Genomic DNA, 24,939 nt, shown 5'->3' on the forward strand with positions numbered 1-24,939 from the left:
CCACCCCTGAAAGGTCGCACCGTGAGCGTCACAGCACCCAGCGGCTTCCGGGCCGCCGGTGTCAGCGCCGGCATCAAGGCCGACGGCGAGCGCGACGTCGCCATCGTCATCAACGACGGTCCCTCGCGCTCCGCCGCCGCCGTCTTCACCCGCAACCGCGTCAAGGCCGCACCCGTCCTCTGGTCCCAGCAGGTCGTCAAGGGCGGCCGGGTGCGCGCCGTCATCCTCAACTCCGGCGGCGCCAACGCCTGCACCGGCGCCCCCGGGTTCCAGGACACCCACGCCACCGCCGAGCGCGTCGCCGACGCCCTGCAGGACTCCGCCGGCGAGATCGTGGTCGCCTCCACCGGCCTCATCGGTGAGCGCCTGCCCATGCCGGAACTCCTCTCCGGAGTGGACGCGGCCGTCGCCGCGGCCGCCCGCGACGGCGGGCTGAACGCCGCCGACGCCATCCGCACCACCGACACCGTCGCCAAGATCGCCTTCCGGCGCGGCCCCGGCTACACCATCGGCGGTATGGCCAAGGGCGCGGGCATGCTCTCCCCGGCGCTGGCCACCATGCTCTCGGTGATCACCACCGACGCCGAACTCACCTCCGAGCAGTGCGACCGCCTGCTGCGCGCCGCCACCTCCCGCACCTTCGAGCGGGTCGACGCCGACGGCTGCCTCTCCACCAACGACACCGTCGTCCTCATGGCCGGCGGCGCCTCCGGCACCGCCCCCGACGAGGCCGAGTTCGGGGCCCTGCTCACCGAGGTCTGCGATGACCTCGCCCGGCAGCTCATCGCCGACGCCGAGGGCGCCAGCAAGTCGATCGCCGTCGAGGTCGTCGGCGCCGCCAGCGAGGACGACGCGCTCACGGTCGCCCGCGCCGTCGCCCGCAACAACCTCTTCAAGTGCGCCATGTACGGCGAGGACCCCAACTGGGGCCGTGTCCTCGGAGCCGTCGGCACCACCGACGCGGAGTTCGACCCCGCGCGGCTCAACGTCGCGATCAACGGCGTGTGGGTCTGCCGCCAGGGCGCCGTCGGCGACGACCGCGCCAAGGTCGACCTGAAGCCCCGCGAGGTCACCGTCACCGTCGACCTGTCGGCCGGAAGCGTCGCCGCCACCGTCTGGACCACCGACCTGACCACCGAATACGTCCACGAGAACTCGGCGTACAGCACATGATCGCATTCCCCCCCGACCACGGGGCCCAGGACAAGGCCGCCATCCTCATCGAGGCCCTACCGTGGCTCAGCCGCTTCCACGGCAAGACCGTCGTGATCAAGTACGGCGGCAACGCCATGATCAACGAGGAGCTGCGCACCCGCTTCGCCGAGAGCGTCGTCTTCCTCTACTACGCCGGGCTGCGGCCCGTCGTCGTGCACGGCGGCGGCCCCCAGATCAGCGCCCACCTCGACCGCCTCGGCCTGCCGAGCACCTTCACCGCCGGGCTGCGGGTGACCACGCCCGAGACCATGGACGTCGTCCGGATGGTCCTCATGGGGCAGGTCAACCGCGAGATCGTCGGCCTGATCAACCGGCACGGACCGTTCGCCGTCGGAATGTCCGGCGAGGACGCCCACCTGTTCACCGCCGAACGCAAGCACGCCTACGTCAACGGCGAACAGGTCGACATCGGCCAGGTCGGCGAGATCGTCGACGTGCAGCCCGGCGCAGTGCGGTGCCTGCTCGCCGACGGCCGGATCCCCGTCGTCTCCGGCATCGCCCGATCGGACGACGGCGTCTACAACGTCAACGCCGACACCGCGGCGGCCGCGCTCGCCGTCGGCCTCGACGCCGCCAAGCTCATCATGCTCACCGACGTCGAAGGGCTGTACGCCGACTACCCCGCCAACACCGAGCTCATCAGCCGACTCACCGTCGGTGAACTGGAGGACCTGCTGCCCGGCCTGTCCTCGGGCATGCTGCCGAAGATGGAGGCGTGCCTGACCGCGGTGCGCGGCGGCGTGCCCCAAGCGCACATCATCGACGGCCGCGTCCCGCACTCCATGCTCCTGGAGGTCTTCACCAACCAGGGAGTCGGCACGATGGTCGTCGACGAGATCCGGGAGGCGGCCGAACTCGGCGCGCCCACCGACATCTACGGCGGCACCACCACCCAGGGGGAGAACGCGTGAACATTCCGGTGAACACCGGCGGACCCGCGGACGGCGGCAGCGCCACCGGCTCGGCGAGCGCGGCCGACCTGCGCGAGCGCTTCGCGGCCGCCATCATGCCCAACTACGGCACCCCGGAGATCGTGCTCGCCCGCGGCAAGGGCAGCACCGTGTGGGACGTCGAGGGGAACCGCTACCTCGACCTGATCGCCGGCATCGCCGTCTCCGCCCTGGGCCACGGCCACCCCGCCCTCGTCACGGCCGTCGCCGACCAGGCGGCCGCACTCGCCCACACCAGCAACCTGTTCATCCACGAGCGCGAGGTGGAGCTCGCCGAGCGCCTCACCGACCTGCTGCGCCGCGGGGGTACCCCCGCAGGGCAGGGCCGCTCCGGCGCCGACATCCGCGTCTTCTTCACCAATTCCGGCACCGAGGCCAACGAGGCCGCCCTCAAGCTGGTGAAGGCCGCGGCGGCAGGACGCGGCCTGGGTACCGGCAACGGCGACGGCTCCGGGCGGGCGGGCTACGTCGTGTCCACCCACGGCGCCTTCCACGGCCGCACCTCCGGCTCGCTCTCCCTCACCGGCAAGGCCGCCATCCGCGACAAGTTCGGGCCGTTCGGCACCGATGTGCGCTTCGTGCCCCACGGCGACGCCGCCGCACTGCGCGGCGCCGTCGACGACTCCTGCATCGCCGTCATCGTCGAACCCGCCCAGGGTGAGGCCGGGGTCGTCCCCGCCCCCGAGGGCTACCTCGCCGAGATCCGCGACATCTGCGACGCCACCGGCGCCGCCTTCGTCCTCGACGAGATCCAGAGTGGCATCGGCCGCACCGGACACTGGTTCGCCCACCACGGCGCCGGGGTCACCCCCGACGTGCTCACCCTCGCCAAGGGCCTGGGCGGCGGCCTGCCCATCGGCGCCTGCGTCGGCTTCGGCTCCTATGCCACCGCTTTCGCCAAGGGCGACCACGGCTCCACCTTCGGCGGCAACCCCGTGGCCTGCGCCGCCGCACTGGCCGTGCTCGACACCATCGACGCCGACGGCCTCCTGGCCAACGCCGCCGACCTCGGCGCGCTGCTCGCCGCCGAGATCACCGCCACCGGCCACCCCCTCCTCGCCGGAGTCCGCGGGAGCGGGCTGTGGCTGGGCATCCGGCTCACCGAACCCGCGGCCGCCGCCGTCCAGGCACGCGCCGCCGCGCACGGCTTCCTGGTCAACGCGGTCGCCCCGGACACCATCCGCATCGCTCCGCCGCTGACCATCACCCGCGCCGAAGTCCTCGGCTTCACCGCAGCACTCCCCGCGATCCTCGACCAGGCCGCCGCCACGGTGCGCCAGACAGGAGGTAGGCCATGACCCCGCCCCCCGCGCCCGCCGACCCCGCACTCCCGGCGGTCCGCCACTTCCTGCGCGACGACGACCTGGCCCCCGCCGAGCAGTCCGCGGTCCTCGACCTCGCCGACACCATGAAGAAGGACCGCTTCGCCCGGCGGCCCCTGGACGGCCCCCGCACCGTGGCGCTGCTCTTCGACAAGCCCTCCACCCGGACCCGCGTCTCGTTCGCGGTCGGCGTCGCCGACCTCGGCGGAATGCCGCTGGTCATCGACGCGCAGACCAGCCAGCTCGGCCGCGGCGAACCGCTGGAGGACACCGCGCGGGTCCTGGACCGCCAGGTCGCCGCCATCGTCTGGCGGACCTTCGCCCAGGAGCGGCTGGAAACCGTCGCCGCTGTCAGCGCGGTACCGGTCGTCAACGCGCTCACCGACGCCTTCCACCCCTGCCAGGTCCTCGCCGACCTGCAGACCGTGCGCGAACACCACGGGACGACGGGCGGCCGTACCCTGGCCTACTTCGGCGACGGCGCCAACAACATGGCCCACTCCTACCTGCTCGGCGGTGCGACCGCCGGAATGCACGTCCGTATCGCCGCGCCTGAGGGCTACCTGCCCGACGCCGCCATCCTGGCCGACGCGCAGGGGATCGCCGCCCGCACCGGCGGATCCGCCCAGGTCCTCACCGACCCGCTGGAGGCCGCGCGCGGCGCCCATGTGCTCGCCACCGACGTGTGGACCTCTATGGGCCAGGAAGCGCAGGCCGGCGACCGCGACGCGCCGTTCCGCCCCTACCAGGTCGACGACACCTTGCTCGCCGCGGCCGCCGCCGACGCCGTCGTGCTGCACTGCCTTCCCGCCCACCGCGGCGAGGAGATCTCCGCCTCCGTCATCGACGGCGCGCACAGCGCCGTGTGGGACCAGGCGGAGAACCGCCGCCACGCCCAGAAGGCACTGCTGGCGTTCCTCCTCGCCGGCGGGAACGCCGGCGGCGACACGGGAGAGGACGGCAGACGATGACGGTCGACGGTGCCGGTTCCGCCCCCATGACCAAGGCCGCCCGGCACGCGCGGATCACCGAGGTCTTGACCAGGAACGACGTCAGGTCGCAGAGTGAGCTCGCGCGGCTGCTCGCCGAAAGCGGCGTTCAGGTCACCCAGGCCACGCTCTCGCGCGACCTGGACGAACTGGGAGCGGTCAAGCTACGCACCGTCGACGGAAACCTCGTCTACGTGCTGCCCGGGGAGGGCGGTGAGCGCCTCCAAAGGGCGCGGCCCGACACCCTCGCCGACACACTCGACCTGGGGCAGGCCGCCAGCGCCCGCCTCACCCGGCTCGCCGAGGACCTCCTGGTCTCCGCCGAGGCCTCGGCGAACATGGTCATCGTCCGCACCCCGCCCGGTGCGGCCCAGTTCCTGGCGTCGGCGATCGACCACACCGACTTCCACGCCATCCTGGGGACCATCGCCGGAGACGACACCATCCTGGTGATCTCCCGCGACCCCCAGGGCGGCGAGGAACTCGCCTCGGCCCTGCTGCGCCTGGCCGACCGGCGCCCCTGAGCGCCGCGGTGCATCCCGCCACCGAGGTGCGCCACGACCGGAGGGGACGGACGGGGCGGGCCCCGACGGCAGCCGCAGTACCTGCTGACAAGCCGCACCTGCAACTCAAGGAGAGAAAACCCATGACCGAGCGGGTCGTACTCGCATACTCCGGGGGGCTCGACACCTCCGTCGCCATCGGCTGGATCGCCGAGGAGGCCGGTGCCGAGGTCGTGGCCGTGGCCATCGACTGCGGCCAGGGCGGTGAGGACCTCGACGTCGTCCGGCAGCGCGCGCTCGACTGCGGCGCCGTCGAAGCCGTCGTCGCCGACGCCAAGGACGAGTTCGCCAACGAATACTGCCTGCCCGCACTGCAGGCCAACGCCCTCTACATGGACCGCTACCCGCTGGTGTCGGCGCTGTCGCGGCCGCTGATCGTCAAGCACCTCGCCGACGCCGCCCGGTACCACGGCGCGACCATGGTCGCCCACGGCTGTACCGGCAAAGGCAACGACCAGGTGCGCTTCGAGGCCGGGCTGGCCGCCCTCTTCCCCGAGCTCAAGGTGCTCGCCCCGGTCCGCGACTCCGGCATGACCCGGGACAAGGCCATCGCCTTCGCCGAGGAGAAGGGCCTGCCCATCGACGTCTCCAAGAAGTCGCCCTACTCCATCGACCAGAACCTCTTCGGCCGCGCCGTGGAGACCGGGTTCCTGGAGGACATCTGGAACGGCCCCATCGAGGACGTCTACTCCTACACCGCCGACCCCGCCGAACCGCGCGAGGCCGATGAGGTCGTCATCTCCTTCGAGAACGGCGTGCCCACCGCCGTCGACGGCAAGGAGCTCACCGTCCTGCAGGTCATCGAGGAGTTGAACCGGAGGGCCGGAGCCCAGGGCGTGGGCCGGATCGACATGGTCGAGGACCGGCTGGTGGGGATCAAGAGCCGCGAGGTCTACGAGGCACCGGGCGCGATCGCGCTGATCGCCGCCCACCAGGAGCTGGAGAACGTCACCGTGGAGCGGGAACTGGCCCGGTTCAAGCGGGGCGTGGACCAGCGCTGGGGTGAACTCGTCTACGACGGCCTGTGGTTCTCCCCGCTCAAGCACGCCCTCGACGGGTTCATCGCGGAGGCCAACAAGCACGTCACCGGCGACATCCGGATGGAGCTGCACGGCGGCCGCGCGGTCGTCACCGGGCGGCGTAGCGAGGCCTCCCTGTACGACTACGAGCTCGCCACCTACGACACCGGCGACACCTACGACCAGAGCCTGGCCCGCGGCTTCATCGACATCTGGAGCATGCCGGCCAAGATCGCCAGCCTGCGCGACCGCCGGCAGTCCTAGGGCGTTTTCGACGGATCATTCCCGGCTCGCGGCCACCGGAACGACGCTCGCTGCGCCGCTCCACTCGTGAAGCCGACCTGGATTGACTTCGTGAAGCGGCTTGCGAGCGCCGCCCCGGACGGCCGCTCGCTCACCGGAAAGCATCCGCCGAACACGCCCTAGGGCGTGTTCGACGGATCATTCCCGGCTCGCGGCCACCGGAACGACGCTCGCCGCGCCGCTCCACTCGTGAAGCCGACCTGGATCGACTTCGTGAAGCGGCTTGCGAGCGCCGCCCCGGACGGCCGCTCGCTCAGGAGGAAAGCATCCGCCGAACACGCCCTAGGGCCTGGCCCGCGGACCGTACCCGGGCGGCCGCTCGCCGACCGCACGGCATCCGCGGAAGAGGCGCTCCGGGGCGCGTTCGGCGTGACGGGGCCGGGCCGCCGAGTCCCGGCCCGGCCCCGTTCCCCGTCGGGCTCGGGGGGGGACCGGTCGGAGCTCCGACCGGTCCCCCCCCGAGCCCGACGACAGTGGAGACTCCGACCGCTCGACCGATCATGCAAAGGACCCCGACCGTGGCTGACGAGCCCGACACCCAGGTCACCCGGCTGTGGGGCGGCCGGTTCGCCGGCGGCCCCTCCGAGGCGCTGGCCCGGCTCTCCCTGAGCACCCATTTCGACTGGCGGCTGGCCCGCCACGACATCGCCGGTTCCCGTGCCCATGCCCGCGTCCTGCGCCGCGCCGGGCTGCTGTCGGCCGAAGAGCTCGACGCGATGCTGGCCGGGCTCGACCGCCTGGAGGAGGACGTCGCCTCGGGGGCCTTCACCCCGGTGCTCGAAGACGAGGACGTGCACACCGCACTGGAGCGCGGCTTCATCGAGCGCGTCGGTGCCGACCTGGGCGGGCGCCTGCGCGCCGGTCGGTCGCGCAACGACCAGATCGTCACGCTCGTCCGCATGTACTTGCGCGAACAGGCCCGCGCCATCGCCGCCGAGCTGCTGGACCTGGTCGCGGCCCTGGCCGACCAGGCCGAGGCGCACGACGACGTCGCCATGCCCGGCCGCACCCATCTGCAGCACGCGCAGCCGGTGCTCCTCGCCCACCACCTGATGGCGCACGCCTGGCCGCTGGTCCGCGACGTGGAGCGGCTGCGCGACTGGGACCGCCGCGCCGCGGTCTCCGCTTACGGCTCCGGTGCGCTGGCAGGGTCCTCGCTCGGGCTCGACCCCGAGGCGGTCGCGACCGAGCTGGGCTTCCCCTCCTCCGCGGAGAACTCCATCGACGGCACGGCCGCGCGCGACGTCGTCGCCGAGTTCTCCTTCGTCGCGGCCATGATCGGGGTGGACCTGTCCCGGATCTCCGAGGAGGTCATCCTCTGGGCGACCAAGGAGTTCTCCTTCGTCACCCTGGACGACGCGTTCTCGACGGGATCGTCGATCATGCCGCAGAAGAAGAACCCCGACATCGCGGAGCTCGCCCGCGGCAAGGCCGGGCGGCTCGTCGGCGACCTGGCCGGCCTGCTCACCACGCTCAAAGGGTTGCCGCTGGCCTACAACCGCGACCTGCAGGAGGACAAGGAACCGGTGTTCGACGCCGTCGACACGCTCGACGTGCTGCTTCCTGCGTTCACCGGCATGATCGCCACGCTGCGGTTCAACCGCGAGCGGATGGAGGAGCTCGCGCCGCAGGGCTTCTCCCTGGCCACCGACATCGCCGAGTGGCTGGTGCGCCGCGGCGTGCCGTTCCGCGAGGCGCACGAGATCGCCGGGGCGTGCGTCCGCGCCTGCGAGGAGCGCGGCATCGACCTGCCCGAGCTCACCGACGCCGACTTCGCCGCGATCTCCCCGCACCTGACGTCGGGCGTGCGCGACGTTCTCACCGTCGGCGGATCGCTCGCCTCTCGCGCGAGCAAGGGGGGAACCGCCCCCGAGCGGGTCGCCGAGCAGTTGGAGCGCCTGCGCGGTGAGGTCGCCCGGCACCGGGAGTACGCGACGGGGCGCTGACCGCGCGTTCGCGGCTCGCGGTTCCCCGCTTGCCGCCTCCTCTTCCAGCACCAGGACATGACCCACGGAACACGCCCTGGGCCTCCGGTACTCCGGCACCGGCCCAGGGCCTTTCCGCCGTGGGAGTACGGCGTCCGCCTCCGCTCTCGGCCGGTGCGGTTCACCGCTGCGGTTCCCCTGCTCCGGCCGCCCGGTGGGCGCGTGGACAACTCGGTACAAGCCCGGCTTTCCCTCCGAATCCATCGTCCGATCCGGGGTTCTCGCAGGGAAATCAGCAAAAGCCCCTCACTGCGTGTACATGTGCTGTAGCGTCCAGAAGTCGTGGGCACCATGGGTGCACTCTCCCGCGATCAGCGTCCGGAGTGGCCCGTGCTGCATCGGGGGAGACGGCGGCCCGCGCCGCTTCGCGTGATATCGCCTCCGGCATCGCTGTGATGCCGTCTCTCCCACGGGCTGGGGCCACCCCCTGATCCGGCCGGGTGCCCGCGCTCACGTCAGCGGGAGGAGCGCAATGGGCCAGCCGGGCGGCGCAGACCGGAGCATCAAGGCGCAGCTCAACAGGATCGTGCTGATTCCCAGCATCACGTTCCTGGTGCTGTTCGCCGTCCTGAGCACCGCGATGCTGATGCAGGCCGTGTCGCTGCGCCTCGCCACCGGCGACGGCCGCACCGGCGCCTACCTCTACTACGCCGTCGCCGAGTTGCAGAAGGAGCGCCGCCTGGCGGCCGAGCACCTCGCCGACCCCTCCGAGGAGTCGATCAAGGAGCTGCGCGGCCAGATCAGCGGCACCGACGAGGCGGTCCGCCGGGTGGAGGACCGCAGGGAGAGCCTGAGCGGCCGCGGCGGCACCGAGGTCGCCAAGGTCGCCAGCGGATTCTTCACCGCCGTCGGCCGCCGCGATGAGCTGCGCGGGCACGTCATCGCCGGCGAGCTCGGGGTCGAGCAGACCGTCGCGGAGTACTCGGCCGTCGTCGACCGGGGCATCCGCCTCTACGACGCCGGCGGTCGCCAGCTCGACGACGGCGGATCGGCCGCCGCCAGCGCCGACGTCGTCGACCTCATGCGTGCCCAGGACCTGTTCACCCGCGCCGACGCCGTCCTCAGCGCCGCACTCGCCGCCGACCGGCTCACCCATGACGAGCAGGTCCGGTTCGCCGCGCTGATGACCGCCTTCCAGCAGCGGATCGTCAACGCCGGCCTCGTGCTGCGCGGCCAGACCGCCGACGCGCACGCGGCGCTCACCGGCAGCTCCCAGTGGGAGGAGCTCGACGCCATGAGCGAGACGGTCAGCCGCAACGTCCCCGTCATCGAGGTGGACGCCGCCGAGGGCGAGGAGTCGGGACCCGACGAGGAGCCGCCCGCCGGACTGGACGACTGGCGCACCGTCGCCGACGACGTCAACGCCGACCTGATCGTCCTCACCGACGCCCAGACCCAGGCCGTGGTCTCCGCCACGGACGCCGCGAGCACGTGGATGTTCACCATCGCGCTCGGCGGCGGCATCATGGCCCTGTTCGCCGGCACCATCGCCTACGGCGTCGCCTCGAAGTCCGCGGCGCGGCTGACCACGCGCCTGGCGCGGCTGCGCGCCGAGACCCTCGGCCTGGCCCGCGAGGAGCTGCCGCGGATCGTGCGGCGGCTGGAGAACGGCGAGACCGTCGACCTGGACACCGAGCTCAAGCAGCTCGACCACGGTACCGACGAGGTCGGGCAGGTCGCCGACGCGTTCAACACCGCCCAGCGCACCGCCGTCAGCGCCGCCGTCAAGCAGGCGGAGATCAGGGAGGGCGTGAACCGGGTCTTCCTCGGCATCGCGCACCGCAACCAGTCGCTGGTCCAGCGCCAGCTGCAGCTGCTGGACCGGGTGGAGCGCGAGGAGGAGGACCCCGACCTCCTCGAAGACCTCTTCCACCTCGACCACCTGGCCACACGGGGCCGCCGCAACGCCGAGAACCTGATCATCCTCGGCGGGGCGCAGCCGGGGCGGCGCTGGCGCAACCCGATCCCCCTGGTCGACATCCTGCGGGGGGCGATCTCGGAGACCGAGGAGTACGCCCGCGTCAAACTGCGGGTGGTCCCCGACCTCGCGCTGTCGGGGTCGGTGGTCGCCGACGTCATCCACCTGGTGGCCGAGCTCGTGGAGAACGCCACGTCCTTCTCGCCGCCGCACACCCCGGTGCACATCCACAGCGAGGTCGTGCCCAAGGGCGTCGTGGTGGAGATCGAGGACCGCGGCCTGGGGATGAGCGAAGCCGGTCTGGCCGAGGCCAACGCCACCCTCAGCCAGGCCCCGGAGTTCGACGTGATGGCGATGAACTCCGACTCCCGGCTCGGCCTGTTCGTGGTGGCGCGGCTGGCGGTGAAGCACGACATCCACGTCCAGCTCTGCCCGTCCCCCTACGGCGGGACCCGGGCGATCGTGCTGATCCCGTCGGCGCTCATCTCACCGGGGGAGGCGGCCGGCCGGCGGCGCCCCGCAGGTGACGCCGCGGACGGGGGCAGGCCCCAGGACACCGTCGCCACGCCCCCGCAGGGCATCACACCCGCCGGCGGCATTCCCCCTGCCGGCGGCCTCACACCGCCCGGTGGGACGACGCCGCCCGGAGGTCTCACCCCGAGCCGCGGCATTCCGGCACCCGCCCAGACCGTGGAGCGGGGGAAGGGTGACCTGCTGGCCGGGCAGCGGGGTGCGGGCGGGCGCCCGGGCAGCGCGCCCGGGACGGTCTCCGGGGCACCGGCGGCGCCCCGGGCGAACGGCCACGGGACGCCACCGGGAGCGGTTCCCGTGGCGCCCGGAACGGCATCGACCACGACCGGTCCCAACGGGCTCCCGATCCGCGAGGCCCGGCGCGGCGACCAGCACCCGCCGACGGGTGTTCCACGGCCGCCGGAGGACACCGGCGGCGGTGCCGCGGACCAACCCGCGCTGCCTCGGCGCCGCAAGCAGGCCAATCTCGCCGCGCAGCTCAGGAATGACCCCGCCACCCCCACACGGCGGGGACCGGAGACGTCGCGTTCCCCGGAGGAGGCGCTCCGGGCACTGAGCGCGTTCCAGTCCGGAACCAAGCGCGGACGCGAGGACGACCTGGGGTCCGGGGCGGCTCCGCAGCAGAACGCGGCGCCCGCACCGAACGGTGCGCGCCCCTCGGCTGCCGCCCCCCGGACACACGGGCGCGGCCCCGGAACCCCGGCTTCGGGGCTCCGCCGGACGAAGAGTGCGCCGGGCCGGATCGACCCGACCGCCAGCCCCGACGCCGCCCCCGGCGCGGTCGGCGGCGGCGGTGACGATGACGACGCCATCGTCACCTCCTTCCCCCGAGAGGAGCGGGGCCGGTCCGCCACGGCGGCAGCTACACGCGAGGGGCACGTCGGCCGTCCGGTCGGCGACCACATGGGAGAAAGCGATTAAATGGTGCACAAGAGCGGCAATTCGGCAGGCGATCTGAACTGGCTCCTCGACGACCTCGTCGACCGCGTGGTCAGCGTCGAGCATGCCATCCTGCTATCCGCGGACGGCCTCCTCATCGGCCGTTCGCGGGCGCTGTCGATGGAGGACGGCGAGCACCTGTCCGCCGTCGCCTCGGCGTTCCAGAGTCTCGCCCGCGGTACCGGCCGCCAGTTCGGCGGGGGAGCGGTCAACCAGACCCTCGTCGAGATGGAGCACGCCTACCTGTTCGTCACCGCAGCCGGCGAGGGCGCCTGCCTCGCGGTGCTCGCCTCGGAGGACGCCGACATCGGCATCGTGGCCTACGAGATGAACATGCGCATCCGCCGCGTCGGGCAGTTCCTCAGCTCCGCGCCCCGCTTTCCCGCGTCGGTCACGGCCACCGGCGGCGCCGGGTCATGACCGACGCACCGCCGTCGCACGAGGCGGCCACCGGGCGGACGCTGGAGCATCGGCGCACCATGTGGCCCGTGCCCGGCGTCGCCCAGGTCGACCGCGCGGCCGGGCCGCTGGTCCGCCCCTACACCATGACCGGCGGGCGGACCCGTCCCGCGGCGAGCGGGCTGGACATGATCAGCATCGTCGTGGCGGCGCGGGAGCGTGTGGACTGGGCCGCGCTGGAGCCCGAGCACGCCGCGATCCTCCGGCTCTCCCGCAGGCCGATCTCGGTCGCCGAGCTCTCGGCACAACTCGACATCCCCATGACCGTGGTCAAGGTGCTCCTCGGCGACCTCATCGCACAGGGCGACGTGTTCACCCGGGCGCCGACACCCGTGGCCGACCTTCCCGAACTGAACGTACTCCAGGCGGTACTCGATGGCATCCGCAGACTCTGACAGCGGAACCCGCGCTCCCATTCCGACGGCGGTGAAAATCCTCATCGCCGGGGGATTCGGTGCGGGAAAGACGACGATGGTGGGCTCGGTCAGCGAGATCACCCCCCTCAGCACCGAGGAGGTCATGACCGAGGCCAGTATGGGCGTGGACGATCTGGGCGGCGTGGAGGACAAGACCACGACCACGGTCGCCTTGGACTTCGGCCGGATCACCGTCAACGAGCGGGTCGTCCTCTACCTGTTCGGCACGCCCGGGCAGGGGCGGTTCTGGTTCATGTGGGACGAGCTCGCCGACGGCGCGCTCGGTGCGGTGGTGCTGGCGGACACCCGCCGTCTCGACACCTGCTTTCCGTCCGTGGACTTCTTCGAGAACCGGGATGTCCCATTCGTGGTGGCGGTGAACCGGTTCGACGGTGCCTACCCGCACACCCTGGAGGCGGTGCGCGACGCCATCGACGTGGGCGAGGAGGTCCCCGTGATGATGACCGACGCGCGGGACCGGGAATCGAGCAAGCGTGTCCTTCTCACCCTGGTCGACCACGTCATGCGGCGGCGCAGCCCAGCCCTGTCCACATGACCGCTACCATGGCCGGGCAGCCTCCACACCATGCCATCCCCCCGACGGTCGATTTCCCGATCCGTTGTTTCACGATCGGAATCGGCCTGGGGGCGCGATCCCTACTCCCGAGTCGTTAGCATTTTCCCGTGAATCCTGACAATATGCAGAATCCGGATAGACTACCCCCTCGCGATCTCCCGCGACGTCGGTCGGGACGGCACCGGAATCCATTGTCGTTCGACAGCTGGATCGGCACGCCCACGCTCGTACTGGCGGTGCCGGGCGATTCCGGCTCCGACGCCGACACCGGCGGTGTCGGCGCCCAGATGGTCGACCTGCTGCGCTCCTACCGGCCCGAGGTCACCATCCGGATCGGCTGCGTCGAGGGATCCGACCACCGCCTCGCCGACGCCCTCGCCGATCTGGAACCCGTGGCCGGGCACCCCCTCAGAGGCGTGGTCGTACCCCTGGTCACCGCCCCCCACCCGGCCACGAGCCGGGCCATCGCCGAGGCCGTCGAATCGACCGGAGCCGACGTCCGCGTCACCGACGGGCTGGGCCCCCACCCCATGCTCGCCGAGGTGCTCCATCTGCGCCTTGCCGAGTCCGGGTTCGTGCGCGCCGACCGGATGCGGCTGATCAGCGTCGTCGCGCCCAACACCACGATGACCGACGGCGTGATCGTGGGTGCCGTGGGCGGCGACGACGCGGTCAACGCCGCCGGTGTCACCGCGGTGCTGCTCGCCGCGCGGCTGGGAGTCACGGTGCTCCCCGCCGACCTGGAGGATGAGGCCTCGCTGGAGCAGGTGCGCGGCCAACTCGCCGACGCCGGATGCGTCCGGCCGGTCATCGCTCCCAGCATCGTCGGCCCGGAATTCGACGTGGACCGGCTCGCGGAGCTGGGCGAGCGCTACTCGGCCCGCTGCAGCGCCCCGCTCGGCGCGAGCAGCACGCTGGCCAAGATCGCCGCCCTGCGCTACGCGGAGATCCTCAATTCCGTCGGCCTCGACACCCCGCCCACCGTGGACGACCTCCCCTCGCCGGTGGGCTCCCGGCACCGCCCGGAAAGTTGAACCGGAGCCCGGCACACGTCCCTCCCCACCGTCCCCCCGCCATCGTCCGCTCAGTGCCCGGCGCCGCCCCCACATGCGGCGGCGCCGGAGGCAATGACCGAATGTAATGAAACAACAACACAGAGGCATGGTTTTTCGATAGCGTCGTTGCCCTATGGACGCGTTGGTGTCCACCTGCCGAGGGGTACCCCTCCGCGGCCTGTGATCCGCACCCGCGCGTCCGTCCAGGTTGGGGGAGACCATGGGCACACAACGACGCGGGGCTCTACGGGGGGCACCGCCAAAGCAAAGGGGCCGCAAAGAGCGGACCCTGCGGACGGAACTCTCGCGGATCGTCCTGATCCCGAGTATCAGCTTTCTCGCCCTGTGGCTGGTCATGACCGCCACCGGCACCTTCCAGGCCGGCACGCAGATGCTCTCCGTCATGGGGGGACGCGAGAGCGCCGACGTCTTCGACGACCTCGCCGCCGAACTGCGTGAGGAGCGGCGGCTCACCCAGATCCACCTCGGCGACCCCGAGCGGAAGCAAACCCGTGACCGGCTCGGTGCCCAGCGCGACAGCACCGACACCGCACGGGCCGCGGCCGAAGCGGAGACAGGCGCCGACATCCTCACCGGAGACTCCTCCGGCGACGACCTCGGTCGGCTCCGCGACGGCGTCGACGCCGGCACCGTCGGCCGCGCCGACGCTCTCGACCGCTACACCGAGCTGATCGAGGACACCGGCCTGCTCACCGCCGCCCACCTGCGCGCCCTGGAGCTCAGTCCCGGCCGCACCGACGCGGAACTGGCCCAGGACCTCGTCGGGGCGCACGAGGAGTTCTCCCGCGCCAACGCCCTGCTGGCCGGTGCGATCGCCGCGGGCGGAATGGACTATGAGGAGACCGCCCACTTCACCCACCTCACCGCCTCCTACCGCACCGCACTCGGCCGGGCCGAAGAGGACCTGCGGGGCGACGTACGGCGCGGCTACGAGGCGATGCGGGCGGCGCAGCCATGGGCCGACACCGAGCGGCTCAGCCGGGCCGTGGTCACCCGGCCGCCGGTAGGCGAATCCGACGTCCCGGGCAAGGCGGAGTGGAACTTCGACATCGGCGTCGACGCCGACGAATGGGAGGAGGCCTCCAGCGGCGCCGACCGGGAGTTCGGTGACCTCGTCGCCACCCAGCTGGACACCGCCATCGGCACCGCGTGGGCCGACGCGGTCCAGCGCATCGCACTGGCCCTCGCCGGGTGCGTGTTCCTCCTCGTCGCCGGGACGGCCTCCATCGTCATCGCCACGCGCGCCTCACGCCGCCTCGTCGGCCGGCTGTCCCAGCTGCGCAACGACACCCTCGCGCTGGCGGACACCCGGCTGCCCGACATCGTCGACCGCGCACAGAACGGGCAGCGGGTGAACCTCGCCGAGGAGCTCCCGCGCCTTTCCTACGGGCGCGACGAGATCGGCCAGGTCGCCGACGCGTTCAACACCGCCCAGCGCACCGCCGTGGGCGCGGCGGTCAAGCAGGCCGAGATCAGGGAGGGCGTCAACCGCGTCTTCCTCGGCATCGCCTACCGCAACCAGGCGCTGGTCCAACGCCAGCTGCACCTACTCGACGAGATCGAGTACGACGAGGAGGACCCGCGGACGCTGCAGCGCCTGTTCCGGCTCGATCACCTGGCCACCCGTGCCCGGCGCTACGCCGACAACCTCATCATCCTCGGCGGCGCCCAGTCGGCCCGCCGATGGCGCGACCCGCTGCCACTGGTGGACGTGCTGCGCGCCGCGATCTCGGAGACCGAGGACTACGAACGGGTGCGGCTCACCTCCGCGCCCCGGGTGCGGCTGCGCGGCACCGCCGTCGCCGACATCGTCCATCTGATCGCCGAGCTCGTGGAGAACGCCACCCAGTTCTCCCCGGCCGGGGCGCCGGTGGACGTCAACTGCGGGCCGGTGGCGGGCGGTATCGCGGTGGACGTGGAGGACCGCGGCCTGGGCATGACCGAGGAGGGGTACCAGGCGGCGGCGCGGACGCTCGCCGAAGCGCCGGAGTTCGACGTCATGGCGCTGCCGGACGAGCCGCGCCTGGGTCTGTTCGTGGTGGCGCGGCTGGCGGCCCGGCACGGCGTGCGGGTGCGCCTGTTCCCCTCGCCCTACGGCGGGACGCGCGCCACCGCGATCCTGCCCGAAACACTGATGGAGGAGGAGCACGACGCACGACCGGAGCCCGTGATGGTCCCCGACCAGCGTTCGGCGGACCACGGGCACTCGGGGGACGGAGCGGAGCGATGAGTGAGTCCGGGGGCGGCAGAGTGATGAGCAGCAGGGTAGACAGCGGCACCGTGAAGAGCGCCACGGCCGAAACCGGCAGGGCGGACGGCACCAGAGCGGGCAACGGCAGAGTCGGAAGCCATCGAGCCGACCGGGGCGCACCCGGCGTCCGCAGCGCGGTGCCGACGTCGGCCGTCCCCGGCCCGGTGGCCGCCTGCGGCGGGGGGAGCCGCGCGACACCTCCCGGTCGGCCCGCGGGCGCCCCGGCCGGGACCGGACGAGGGGAGTGCGGTGCCACCGAGAACAGGGCGGCCGTGCTCGGCGGGGCGGACGTCGGGCCAGCGCAGCACCCCCCTTCGGGCCGCCCCGAAACACATGGCGGCCAGCCCGATATCCGTGCCAATAAGGGGTCCGAGCGCCTGCTCCGCCCCTTCGCCATCACCATCGGCGGCGCCGCGGACACCAGAGGCCCCTGCCTCGACCTGCTCAGCATGGTGACCGCCACCCGACCGCCCGGCCCGCCCGATAGCCTGCGCCCCGAGCGCGAGACGATCCTGCTGCGGTCCCGCGAGCCGCAGTCCATCGTCGAACTCGCGGCCCACCTGGACCTCCCGGTCAGCGTGGTGAAACTGCTCGCCGCCGGGATGATCGCCGAAGGCGCGCTGCGGCTGCACGCCCCCGAACCGGAACAGACCCTCACCGGGCTGCCGCTCCTCTACGCCCTCCTGGACGGCCTGCGCGCGCTCTGATCCCGCGGCGGCCGACGAACGCGCGACCGGAGGGAAACCGGACTGATACGACCGGGATGCGGTACCGGACAAGGGGGTGCGATCTCGCCGATTCCCGTGTCCCCGGGCACATCCCGGTCCTACAGTCGTGTCATGGGAGACAGGGAGCGCCGCAACCCCGGTGTCAGCCGCCGCCGACTCGCCGCGGAGCTGCGCCGGCTGCGCGAGCGTTCGGGCCTCGACGTCGGGGAGGTGGCACGGCGGTGCGGGTGGTCGCCCGCGCACGTCGCCCGCATGGAGACCGGCGCCGCCCCCATCCGGGCCACCGACATCCGCTGCCTCGCCGACCTTTACCACCTCACCGACACCGAACGCGCAGCCCTGACCGAACTCGCCGAACGCACGGCGGCGAATTCCTGGTGGAGCCGGTTCTCCGACGTCCTGCAACCCGAGTTCGTCGACCTGGAGCAGGACGCGAGCCGCATCCGCCTGTGGGAGCCCTTGCTCGTTCCGGCGCCGCTACGGACCGACGCGTACCTGTGCGCGTGCGCTCGGGCGGTCCAGGCGCTCGACGGTCCGGACCTGGATCAGCTCGCCACCGCCCAGTCGGCCCGCCGAAGCGCGGTGCTGGGCGAATCCAGGGTTTCCCTGGATGCCGTCATCGGGGAGGCCGTGCTGAACAACGCCGTCGGCGGTCCGCAGGTGCTGCGCACCCAACTCGAATTCCTCCTCCACGCCGCGCGGCTGCCCGCGGTCACCCTCCGGGTCGTCCCCTTCACCGCCCACGACCACCCGGGCCACGCGGGCGGGTTCAGCGTGCTGACCCTCGCCGGAGCCACACCCGGGGAAGGCGGCGAAGACGTGGTCATCCACACCGAGCTGTCGGGCGCCGGCGCGTTCTTCGGGGACCACGACGGCGTCGCCCGCCAGGCGGCCAGGTTCACCTGGATCGAGGAGGCCGCACTGTCGTCTCGGGCGTCCTGCGCCCTCATCCAGCGCTACCTGAACCGGTGAGGCGGTGCGTGCCTTGCTAGCGTGTCGCGGGTGAGCAGCACACGCATCGGCATCATCGGCGCCGGAATCATCGGGCTGGCGCTGGCCCGATGGGTCACCCTGAACCGCCCCGGAACCCAGGTCACCGTCCTGGAGAAAGAGGACCGCGTCGCCGTCCACCAGACCGGGCACAACAGCGGCGTCGTGCACGCCGGCCTCTACTACAGGCCCGGGTCGCTCAAGGCCGAACTGTGCCACCGCGGCAAGGGGCTGCTGCGCGACTACTGCGCCGAGCGCGGGCTGCCCTACCAGGAGGTCGGCAAGGTCCTGGTGGCCCGTACCCGGGAGGACGCCGCACGGCTCGACGACATCGAGCAGCGCGCCGCGGCCAACGGCGTCGAGGGGGTCCGACGACTCGGTCCCGACGCTCTGCGCGACATCGAACCCCACGTCCGCGGCGTCGAGGGACTGCACTCGCCGCGCACCGCCATCACCGACTTCGTCGCCATCGCCGAGGCATTCGCCGACGACGTCCGCAGGGCGGGCGGACGGATCCGGCTGGGCAGCCCCGTGATCGCACTGCGGCAGGACGCCGACGGTGCTGAGGCGCTCACCGGCGCCTCGCACGGCGAGCGCGTCCGGTGGCGGTTCGACGGCATCGTCATCTGCGGCGGATTGCACGGCGACCGGATCGCCCGGATGGCCGGAGCCGGGGACGACCCGCGCATCGTCCCGTTCCGCGGCCAGTACCACGAACTGGTCCCCGAGCGGCGCGGCCTGGTGCGCGGCCTGGTCTACCCGGTCCCGGACCCCCGCTACCCGTTCCTCGGCGTCCACCTCACCCGGCACGTGCACGGGGAGGTGATGGCGGGGCCCAACGCCGTGCTGGCCGCCGCACGCGAGGGGTACCGGTTCCGCGATGTCCGGGCGGGTGACCTCGCCGCCACCCTGGCCTGGCCGGGCTTCTGGCGGCTCGCCCGCGCCCACTGGGGAATGGGTGCGCGAGAGGTCGCGGTGGCGGCATCCGCGGCGGCCTTCGCCCGGGAGGCGAGGCGGCTGGTCCCCGAGATCACAGCGGCCGACCTGCGTCCGGCCCCCTCGGGGGTGCGTGCGCAGGCGCTCGGGCGCGACGGCCGACTCCTCGACGACTTCGCCATCGACACGCATGGCCGGGTGGTCTGCGTGCGCAACGCCCCCTCCCCGGCTGCCACGTCAGCGCCGGCGATCGCCGAGTACCTCGGTGAGAAGGTGCTCGCCATTCTGTAGGAGCGGGGGAGGGGGCGTTGCCGCGCGCGGGTGTGTCAGCAGCGGCTGTTGAGCGTGCCCTGCAGGGCGGACTTCTCCGCGGAGTCGACGGTCAGGCGGTAGCGGTGTTTGACGTTGATCCAGGCCTTGGCGTAGTCGCAGTGGGCGGCGGTGCGGGGCGGCATCCAGTCGGCCGGGTCCTTGTCTCCCTTGGCACGGTTGCTGGTGGCCGTCACCGCCCACAGAGCGGGCGCGTTGACGTCGTTGGCGAAGTCGCGGCGCTTGGAGGTGCTCCACGAGTCGGCACCCGAGCGCCAGGCTTCGGCGAGCGGCACCAGGTGATCGATGTCGAACGTCGACGGGTCGGTGGTGGTGACGCCGTCGAACGCGCTGTACCAGCTCCCGGAGATGGGACGGCACTGGTCATCGGTGCGCACGTTGCTGCCGTCGCGCCGCAGCACGTACTCGCGGGCGTTGCAGTTGCCCTCGATCGTGATCCAGTGCGGGAACAGCGAGCGGTCGTAGCCCGCGGACGATCCCTCCGCTTGCACCGTCAACCCGTTGAGCTGCGATTGCGCGGTGGACTTGGAGGGGATTCCCGGAGGTACGGAGGCGGCGGCGGGTGCGGCGGGGGCGAAGACCGAAAGAAGGACGGCCGCGAAGACGGTGGCCGACGATGAGAACAGGCGGCGGCGGAAGGTACGCAATGTATTTCTCCTGCGGTCGGGAGGAATCCAAGCGGGACTTGCGAACACCTCAGACACTGAACGTCGAACGGGTCCTCTTCCAGTACCGCGGGTTAAATTCCTGTGGCCGGAGCCGACCGGGGCGGTGACGCAGGTGTCCGCGATCGACCCGGTCGGCTCCGGCCGCCTCCGGCGGGTACCGACCGCGCTCGCACTCTGCTCCGCCATCGGTCCTCCGCCGGTCGTCCACAGGTCGCAGAACCCGGGTGGCGGCGCGGAGACCGTGACCCGCAGTATGAGTTCTCGCAACGCCCCGGGAAGGGTTCCCGGGGCGGCGGCCGGAGGTTTTCGATGGGCTTCATACGGCGGTTTCTCGCCGTTCTCCTGACCGGCGTCATCGGCTCGATACTGATGGCGACGGGGGCATCGGCAGACCAGGGAGGTGGGGAGTTGGACGGATTCACGATCGGCCACCTACCGGACGACGTCGGCGGCGAGGTCGCGGATTTCGACTACGAGTGGGGTGGCGTCGAATTCGCCTCACGGGTGTGGGAGAGGCAGGCCGACACAGGCGGCTACGCCGTGGACCTGCAGGTCATCGTGATGCGCGGTGGCGGGCTGGACAGCCCCGAAGCACTGCTGCGCTTCCTTGCCGAGTACCACGAGCGTGATCCCGACGCCTGGGAGCTGCGGGCGTTCACGAACGACCGTTCCAGGGGCTTCATCGGCGGCTCCGAAGCCTTCTGGCTGGCCGAGCCCGGCGTGGCGGTGGAGGTGCGTATCGACGCCACCAGGTTCCCGGCCGAGGAGTTGCGGGCCACCGCCCTCGGGGTCCGGTCCGCCTACGCCTAACGGGCCGGTCCTGGCCGACCCGGGGATGCCGAACCGGGCATTCCCGGGTCGGCCGTGGGGCGGGCACCGCCGTCGGACGCGGACCGACTGCGGAAATCGATGCGGCGTCGCCGGGGGGCAGCGGATACGGTGGAGAACGTCCACCCGAACCGCGGGTGACCGGGGCACGGCGTCCGCCGTCGGACGGTTCCCGTCATCTCACCTCATATGGAAAGACCACAGTGACCGACATCATCGACGAACTGGAGTGGCGCGGACTCCTCGCGCAGACGACCGACCTTGACGAACTCCGCAAGGCTCTCGCCGATGGCCCGGTCACGCTCTATTGCGGCTTCGACCCCACCGCGGGCAGCCTGCACGTCGGTCACCTGACCCAGATCCTCACCCTCGCCCGGTTCCAGCAGGCGGGGCACCGCCCCATCGCGCTCGTCGGCGGTGGCACCGGCTTGATCGGTGACCCCAAGCCCACCGCCGAGCGCAGTCTGAACTCGGTCGAGATGGTCCAGGACTGGGTGCAGGTCCTCGGTCGGCAGCTCTCCGCCTTCTTGCGCTTCACCCCCGAGGGTGAACAGCCGCAGCAGACCGACGCCGTTCTCGGCAACAACGCCGAGTGGCTCGGCACCATCAGCGCCATCGAACTGCTGCGGGACGTCGGCAAGTACTTCAGCATCAACCAGATGCTCCAGCGGGAGACCGTACGGGCCCGCCTCGACGGCGAGGGCATGAGCTTCACCGAGTTCAGCTACGTCCTCCTGCAGTCCTACGACTTCGTCGAGCTGTACCGGCGCTACGGCTGCACCCTCCAGATCGGCGGGAGCGACCAGTGGGGCAACATCACCGCCGGCCTTGAGCTCATCCGGCGGACCGAGGGCAACCGCCCGCACGGCCAGGCCCACGGCCTGACCACCAACCTGCTGACGAAGAGCGACGGCACCAAGTTCGGCAAGACCGAGACGGGCACGGTGTGGCTCGACCCGGAGTCGACCACCCCGTACGCCTTCTACCAGTTCTGGTTCAACGCCGACGACCGTGACGTGATCCGCTACCTCAAGGTCTTCAGCTTCCGCTCACAGGAGGAGATCGAGGAGTTGGAGCGCCAGACCGCGGAGCGCCCCGCCGCCCGCGCGGCCCAGCGTGCACTCGCCGAGGAGCTCACGACACTGGTGCACGGTGCCGAGGAATGCGCGAAGGTCATCGAGGCGAGCCGTGCCCTGTTCGGCCAGGCCGACCTGGGCAACCTCGACGCCGCCACGCTCGGAGCCGCGCTGGCGGAGGTACCCAAGGCGGAGGTCCCGGGGCCGGTCGCCGAGCTTCCGGCGCTGGTGGACCTCCTCGCGGCAAGCGGCCTGGTGCCCAGCAAGTCGGCGGCCCGCCGTGCCATCCAGGAGGGCGGGGCGTACCTGAACAACACCAAGGTCACCGACGTCGACGCGCGTGTGGTGGAAGCGGACGTCCTCCATGGGCGCTACCTCGTGCTGCGTCGGGGCAAGCGAAACGTGGGTGGCGTCATCGTGGCAGGCTGAGCCAACTCCGACGCGGGAACGACCGGTCGGCCCTCGTCCTCCATCGTGTGCCCGCCCAAGGTGCCAGTGCACCCGGGCGGGCACACGTGTGCCCAGGATCTGGCAGGGTCTGCCCAGGCACCGAAAGTCCTTGTGCCAGTGGCGTTTAAGCCGATGTCGGTCCGGGGAAGTACCCATTCGGACGCAAAAGCTGACATACCGTGCGGGCCTGGTGCAAGAACGCGCGGGCGCGGGGGCCTGGCGAGGAGTCTCAACCCTCGACGTCCTCAGCCGACCACTGTGGACATGAGACCCGATTTGACGTAGCCGTGCACGAGCTCTACTGTAAGCAGGCCCATGTGGGGCGGTGAGTGGTCGCAAAGGCCCTCGAACCGAACCACATGAGGACTCCGAGCGGTCCTGTCCCGGGCGCTGGCCGCGGGTGATAGCATCATCCACCGGTCCTCCGTCCGGAGATGCAATCGGATCTCTTCAGCCAAGATCATTTCGACCGAATTCGCCGATTTGGTGGATGTCAGAAGGTCTGGTAAATTCGGAGGCACAACAAAGCGGAAAGCACCGCCTCTACAGAAAAGCCTGATCAGGATCGTTTGCGGATCAGCTTGTATGGGATGAGCGGTTGTTTCTTGAGAACTCAACAGCGCGTGTTTGTTTTTCTTTCAGCCAAGTTTGTTTTGGCCCCTTAGGGCACACGGATGCCTTGCGGTGTCCGGTTGGTGCTCGGGGTTCCTTTGATTGGCCAGGGTGATACCTGGTCGGTCAGGGTTATCTCTTCCAGGTTTACCGCCGCGCCCTCGGGTGCGTGCGGTTGTTTGACCTTTGATGGAGAGTTTGATCCTGGCTCAGGACGAACGCTGGCGGCGTGCTTAACACATGCAAGTCGAGCGGTAAGGCCCTTTCGGGGGTACACGAGCGGCGAACGGGTGAGTAACACGTGAGTAACCTGCCCCTGACTCCGGGATAAGCCGTGGAAACGCGGTCTAATACCGGATACGACGCCCCTCCGCATGGTGGGGTGTGGAAAGTTGTTTCGGTTGGGGATGGACTCGCGGCCTATCAGCTTGTTGGTGGGGTAACGGCCTACCAAGGCGATTACGGGTAGCCGGCCTGAGAGGGCGACCGGCCACACTGGGACTGAGACACGGCCCAGACTCCTGCGGGAGGCAGCAGTGGGGAATATTGCGCAATGGGCGGAAGCCTGACGCAGCGACGCCGCGTGGGGGATGACGGCCTTCGGGTTGTAAACCTCTTTTACCACTCACGCAGGCCCGGGGTTTTCTTCGGGTTGACGGTAGGTGGGGAATAAGGACCGGCTAACTACGTGCCAGCAGCCGCGGTAATACGTAGGGTCCGAGCGTTGTCCGGAATTATTGGGCGTAAAGAGCTCGTAGGCGGTGTGTCGCGTCTGCTGTGAAAGGCTGGGGCTCAACCCTGGTTTTGCAGTGGATACGGGCATGCTAGAGGTAGGTAGGGGAGACTGGAATTCCTGGTGTAGCGGTGAAATGCGCAGATATCAGGAGGAACACCGGTGGCGAAGGCGGGTCTCTGGGCCTTACCTGACGCTGAGGAGCGAAAGCGTGGGGAGCGAACAGGATTAGATACCCTGGTAGTCCACGCCGTAAACGTTGGGCGCTAGGTGTGGGGGCTTTCCACGGTTCCCGTGCCGTAGCTAACGCATTAAGCGCCCCGCCTGGGGAGTACGGCCGCAAGGCTAAAACTCAAAGGAATTGACGGGGGCCCGCACAAGCGGCGGAGCATGTTGCTTAATTCGACGCAACGCGAAGAACCTTACCAAGGTTTGACATCACCGGTAATCCGTTAGAGATAGCGGGTCCTTCGGGGATCGGTGACAGGTGGTGCATGGCTGTCGTCAGCTCGTGTCGTGAGATGTTGGGTTAAGTCCCGCAACGAGCGCAACCCTTGTTCCATGTTGCCAGCACGTAGTGGTGGGGACTCATGGGAGACTGCCGGGGTCAACTCGGAGGAAGGTGGGGATGACGTCAAGTCATCATGCCCCTTATGTCTTGGGCTGCAAACATGCTACAATGGCCGGTACAGTGGGCGTGCGATGCCGTGAGGCGGAGCGAATCCCTAAAAGCCGGTCTCAGTTCGGATTGGGGTCTGCAACTCGACCCCATGAAGGTGGAGTCGCTAGTAATCGCGGATCAGCATTGCCGCGGTGAATACGTTCCCGGGCCTTGTACACACCGCCCGTCACGTCATGAAAGTCGGCAACACCCGAAACCTGTGGCCTAACCCCTTGTGGGAGGGAGTGGGTGAAGGTGGGGCTGGCGATTGGGACGAAGTCGTAACAAGGTAGCCGTACCGGAAGGTGCGGCTGGATCACCTCCTTTCTAAGGAGTCTTTGATAGCCGACGGTTCCTGCGTTCGCAGGGTTTTTCCGATTGGTCGGCGGACTCGGAAGTGGACCCGGGTTCCTG

The 24,939-nt window shown here is 70.8% G+C and carries 19 protein-coding genes and 1 rRNA gene; 19 read left to right on the top strand and 1 reads right to left on the bottom strand.

Annotation, left to right across the window (positions count from 1 at the left end; all coding sequences use genetic code 11):
• The first annotated feature begins 21 nt into the window (after nt 1-21).
• From argJ to lhgO, 16 genes are all read left to right on the top strand, one after another.
• Entirely contained in the window at nt 22-1,173 is a 1,152-nt protein-coding gene (gene argJ / locus HNR23_RS05700) for a bifunctional glutamate N-acetyltransferase/amino-acid acetyltransferase ArgJ (protein ID WP_184074191.1), read from the top strand.
• Nucleotides 1,170-2,126 (top strand): acetylglutamate kinase, encoded by a 957-nt coding sequence (argB, locus tag HNR23_RS05705; RefSeq protein WP_184074193.1) that lies wholly within the window; start codon nt 1,170-1,172, stop codon nt 2,124-2,126. The genes argJ and argB overlap by 4 nt, the downstream gene beginning before the upstream one ends.
• Nucleotides 2,123-3,463: an acetylornithine transaminase gene (locus HNR23_RS05710; RefSeq protein ID WP_343070434.1), complete on the top strand. Its 1,341-nt coding sequence runs from the start codon at nt 2,123-2,125 to the stop codon at nt 3,461-3,463. Before argB ends, HNR23_RS05710 begins: the two co-directional genes overlap by 4 nt.
• Nucleotides 3,460-4,458 (top strand): ornithine carbamoyltransferase, encoded by a 999-nt coding sequence (argF, locus tag HNR23_RS05715; RefSeq protein WP_184074195.1) that lies wholly within the window; start codon nt 3,460-3,462, stop codon nt 4,456-4,458. Before HNR23_RS05710 ends, argF begins: the two co-directional genes overlap by 4 nt.
• On the top strand, nt 4,455-5,000 hold the full coding sequence (locus HNR23_RS05720) for an arginine repressor (RefSeq protein WP_184074198.1): 546 nt from the start codon (nt 4,455-4,457) through the stop codon (nt 4,998-5,000). Before argF ends, HNR23_RS05720 begins: the two co-directional genes overlap by 4 nt.
• Before the next feature lie 122 nt (nt 5,001-5,122).
• Nucleotides 5,123-6,322, top strand: a complete 1,200-nt coding sequence (locus HNR23_RS05725; RefSeq protein ID WP_184074199.1) for an argininosuccinate synthase — start codon at nt 5,123-5,125, stop codon at nt 6,320-6,322.
• A gap of 557 nt (nt 6,323-6,879) precedes the next feature.
• On the top strand, nt 6,880-8,307 hold the full coding sequence (argH, locus tag HNR23_RS05730) for an argininosuccinate lyase (RefSeq protein ID WP_184074202.1): 1,428 nt from the start codon (nt 6,880-6,882) through the stop codon (nt 8,305-8,307).
• A 511-nt stretch (nt 8,308-8,818) separates the two neighbouring features.
• Nucleotides 8,819-11,716 carry a sensor histidine kinase gene (locus tag HNR23_RS05735; RefSeq protein ID WP_184074204.1) on the top strand — a complete coding sequence of 966 codons (2,898 nt, stop codon included), beginning with the start codon at nt 8,819-8,821 and terminating at the stop codon, nt 11,714-11,716.
• The gene (locus tag HNR23_RS05740) at nt 11,717-12,154 is read left to right on the top strand and encodes a roadblock/LC7 domain-containing protein (RefSeq protein ID WP_184074206.1); all 438 of its coding nucleotides are present in this window, start codon (nt 11,717-11,719) and stop codon (nt 12,152-12,154) included.
• Nucleotides 12,155-12,213: 59 nt separating this feature from the next.
• Nucleotides 12,214-12,588, top strand: a complete 375-nt coding sequence (locus tag HNR23_RS05745) for a DUF742 domain-containing protein (protein WP_246421970.1) — start codon at nt 12,214-12,216, stop codon at nt 12,586-12,588.
• A complete protein-coding gene (locus HNR23_RS05750) occupies nt 12,569-13,165 on the top strand; it encodes a GTP-binding protein (RefSeq protein ID WP_184074210.1) in 597 nt (198 codons plus the stop codon). The genes HNR23_RS05745 and HNR23_RS05750 overlap by 20 nt, the downstream gene beginning before the upstream one ends.
• Nucleotides 13,166-13,308: 143 nt before the next feature.
• Nucleotides 13,309-14,220: a sirohydrochlorin chelatase gene (locus HNR23_RS05755; protein WP_184079955.1), complete on the top strand. Its 912-nt coding sequence runs from the start codon at nt 13,309-13,311 to the stop codon at nt 14,218-14,220.
• Nucleotides 14,221-14,596: 376 nt separating this feature from the next.
• Nucleotides 14,597-16,492: a sensor histidine kinase gene (locus tag HNR23_RS05760; RefSeq protein WP_246421610.1), complete on the top strand. Its 1,896-nt coding sequence runs from the start codon at nt 14,597-14,599 to the stop codon at nt 16,490-16,492.
• A gap of 23 nt (nt 16,493-16,515) precedes the next feature.
• Complete coding sequence (locus HNR23_RS05765) at nt 16,516-17,220, top strand: DUF742 domain-containing protein (RefSeq protein ID WP_184074214.1); 705 nt, start codon at nt 16,516-16,518, stop codon at nt 17,218-17,220.
• A 132-nt stretch (nt 17,221-17,352) separates the two neighbouring features.
• Entirely contained in the window at nt 17,353-18,213 is an 861-nt protein-coding gene (locus HNR23_RS05770; protein WP_184074216.1) for a helix-turn-helix domain-containing protein, read from the top strand.
• A gap of 30 nt (nt 18,214-18,243) precedes the next feature.
• Complete coding sequence (gene lhgO / locus HNR23_RS05775; RefSeq protein ID WP_184074218.1) at nt 18,244-19,458, top strand: L-2-hydroxyglutarate oxidase; 1,215 nt, start codon at nt 18,244-18,246, stop codon at nt 19,456-19,458.
• A gap of 35 nt (nt 19,459-19,493) precedes the next feature.
• Here lhgO and HNR23_RS05780 read toward each other — a convergent pair whose 3' ends face one another.
• Entirely contained in the window at nt 19,494-20,144 is a 651-nt protein-coding gene (locus tag HNR23_RS05780) for an HNH endonuclease family protein (protein WP_184074220.1), read from the bottom strand.
• A gap of 429 nt (nt 20,145-20,573) precedes the next feature.
• Between HNR23_RS05780 and HNR23_RS05785 the strand changes: the two genes are divergently transcribed.
• From HNR23_RS05785 to HNR23_RS05795, 3 genes are all read left to right on the top strand, one after another.
• Nucleotides 20,574-20,975 carry a hypothetical protein gene (locus tag HNR23_RS05785; protein WP_246421612.1) on the top strand — a complete coding sequence of 134 codons (402 nt, stop codon included), beginning with the start codon at nt 20,574-20,576 and terminating at the stop codon, nt 20,973-20,975.
• A 221-nt stretch (nt 20,976-21,196) separates the two neighbouring features.
• Nucleotides 21,197-22,498, top strand: coding sequence for a tyrosine--tRNA ligase (tyrS, locus tag HNR23_RS05790; protein WP_184074224.1), 1,302 nt, complete (start codon nt 21,197-21,199; stop codon nt 22,496-22,498).
• A gap of 819 nt (nt 22,499-23,317) precedes the next feature.
• A 16S ribosomal RNA gene (locus HNR23_RS05795) occupies nt 23,318-24,852 on the top strand.
• Nucleotides 24,853-24,939: the final 87 nt, after the last annotated feature.

Source organism: Nocardiopsis mwathae, from assembly GCF_014201195.1.
In the GTDB taxonomy this organism is placed as follows: domain Bacteria; phylum Actinomycetota; class Actinomycetes; order Streptosporangiales; family Streptosporangiaceae; genus Nocardiopsis_C; species Nocardiopsis_C mwathae.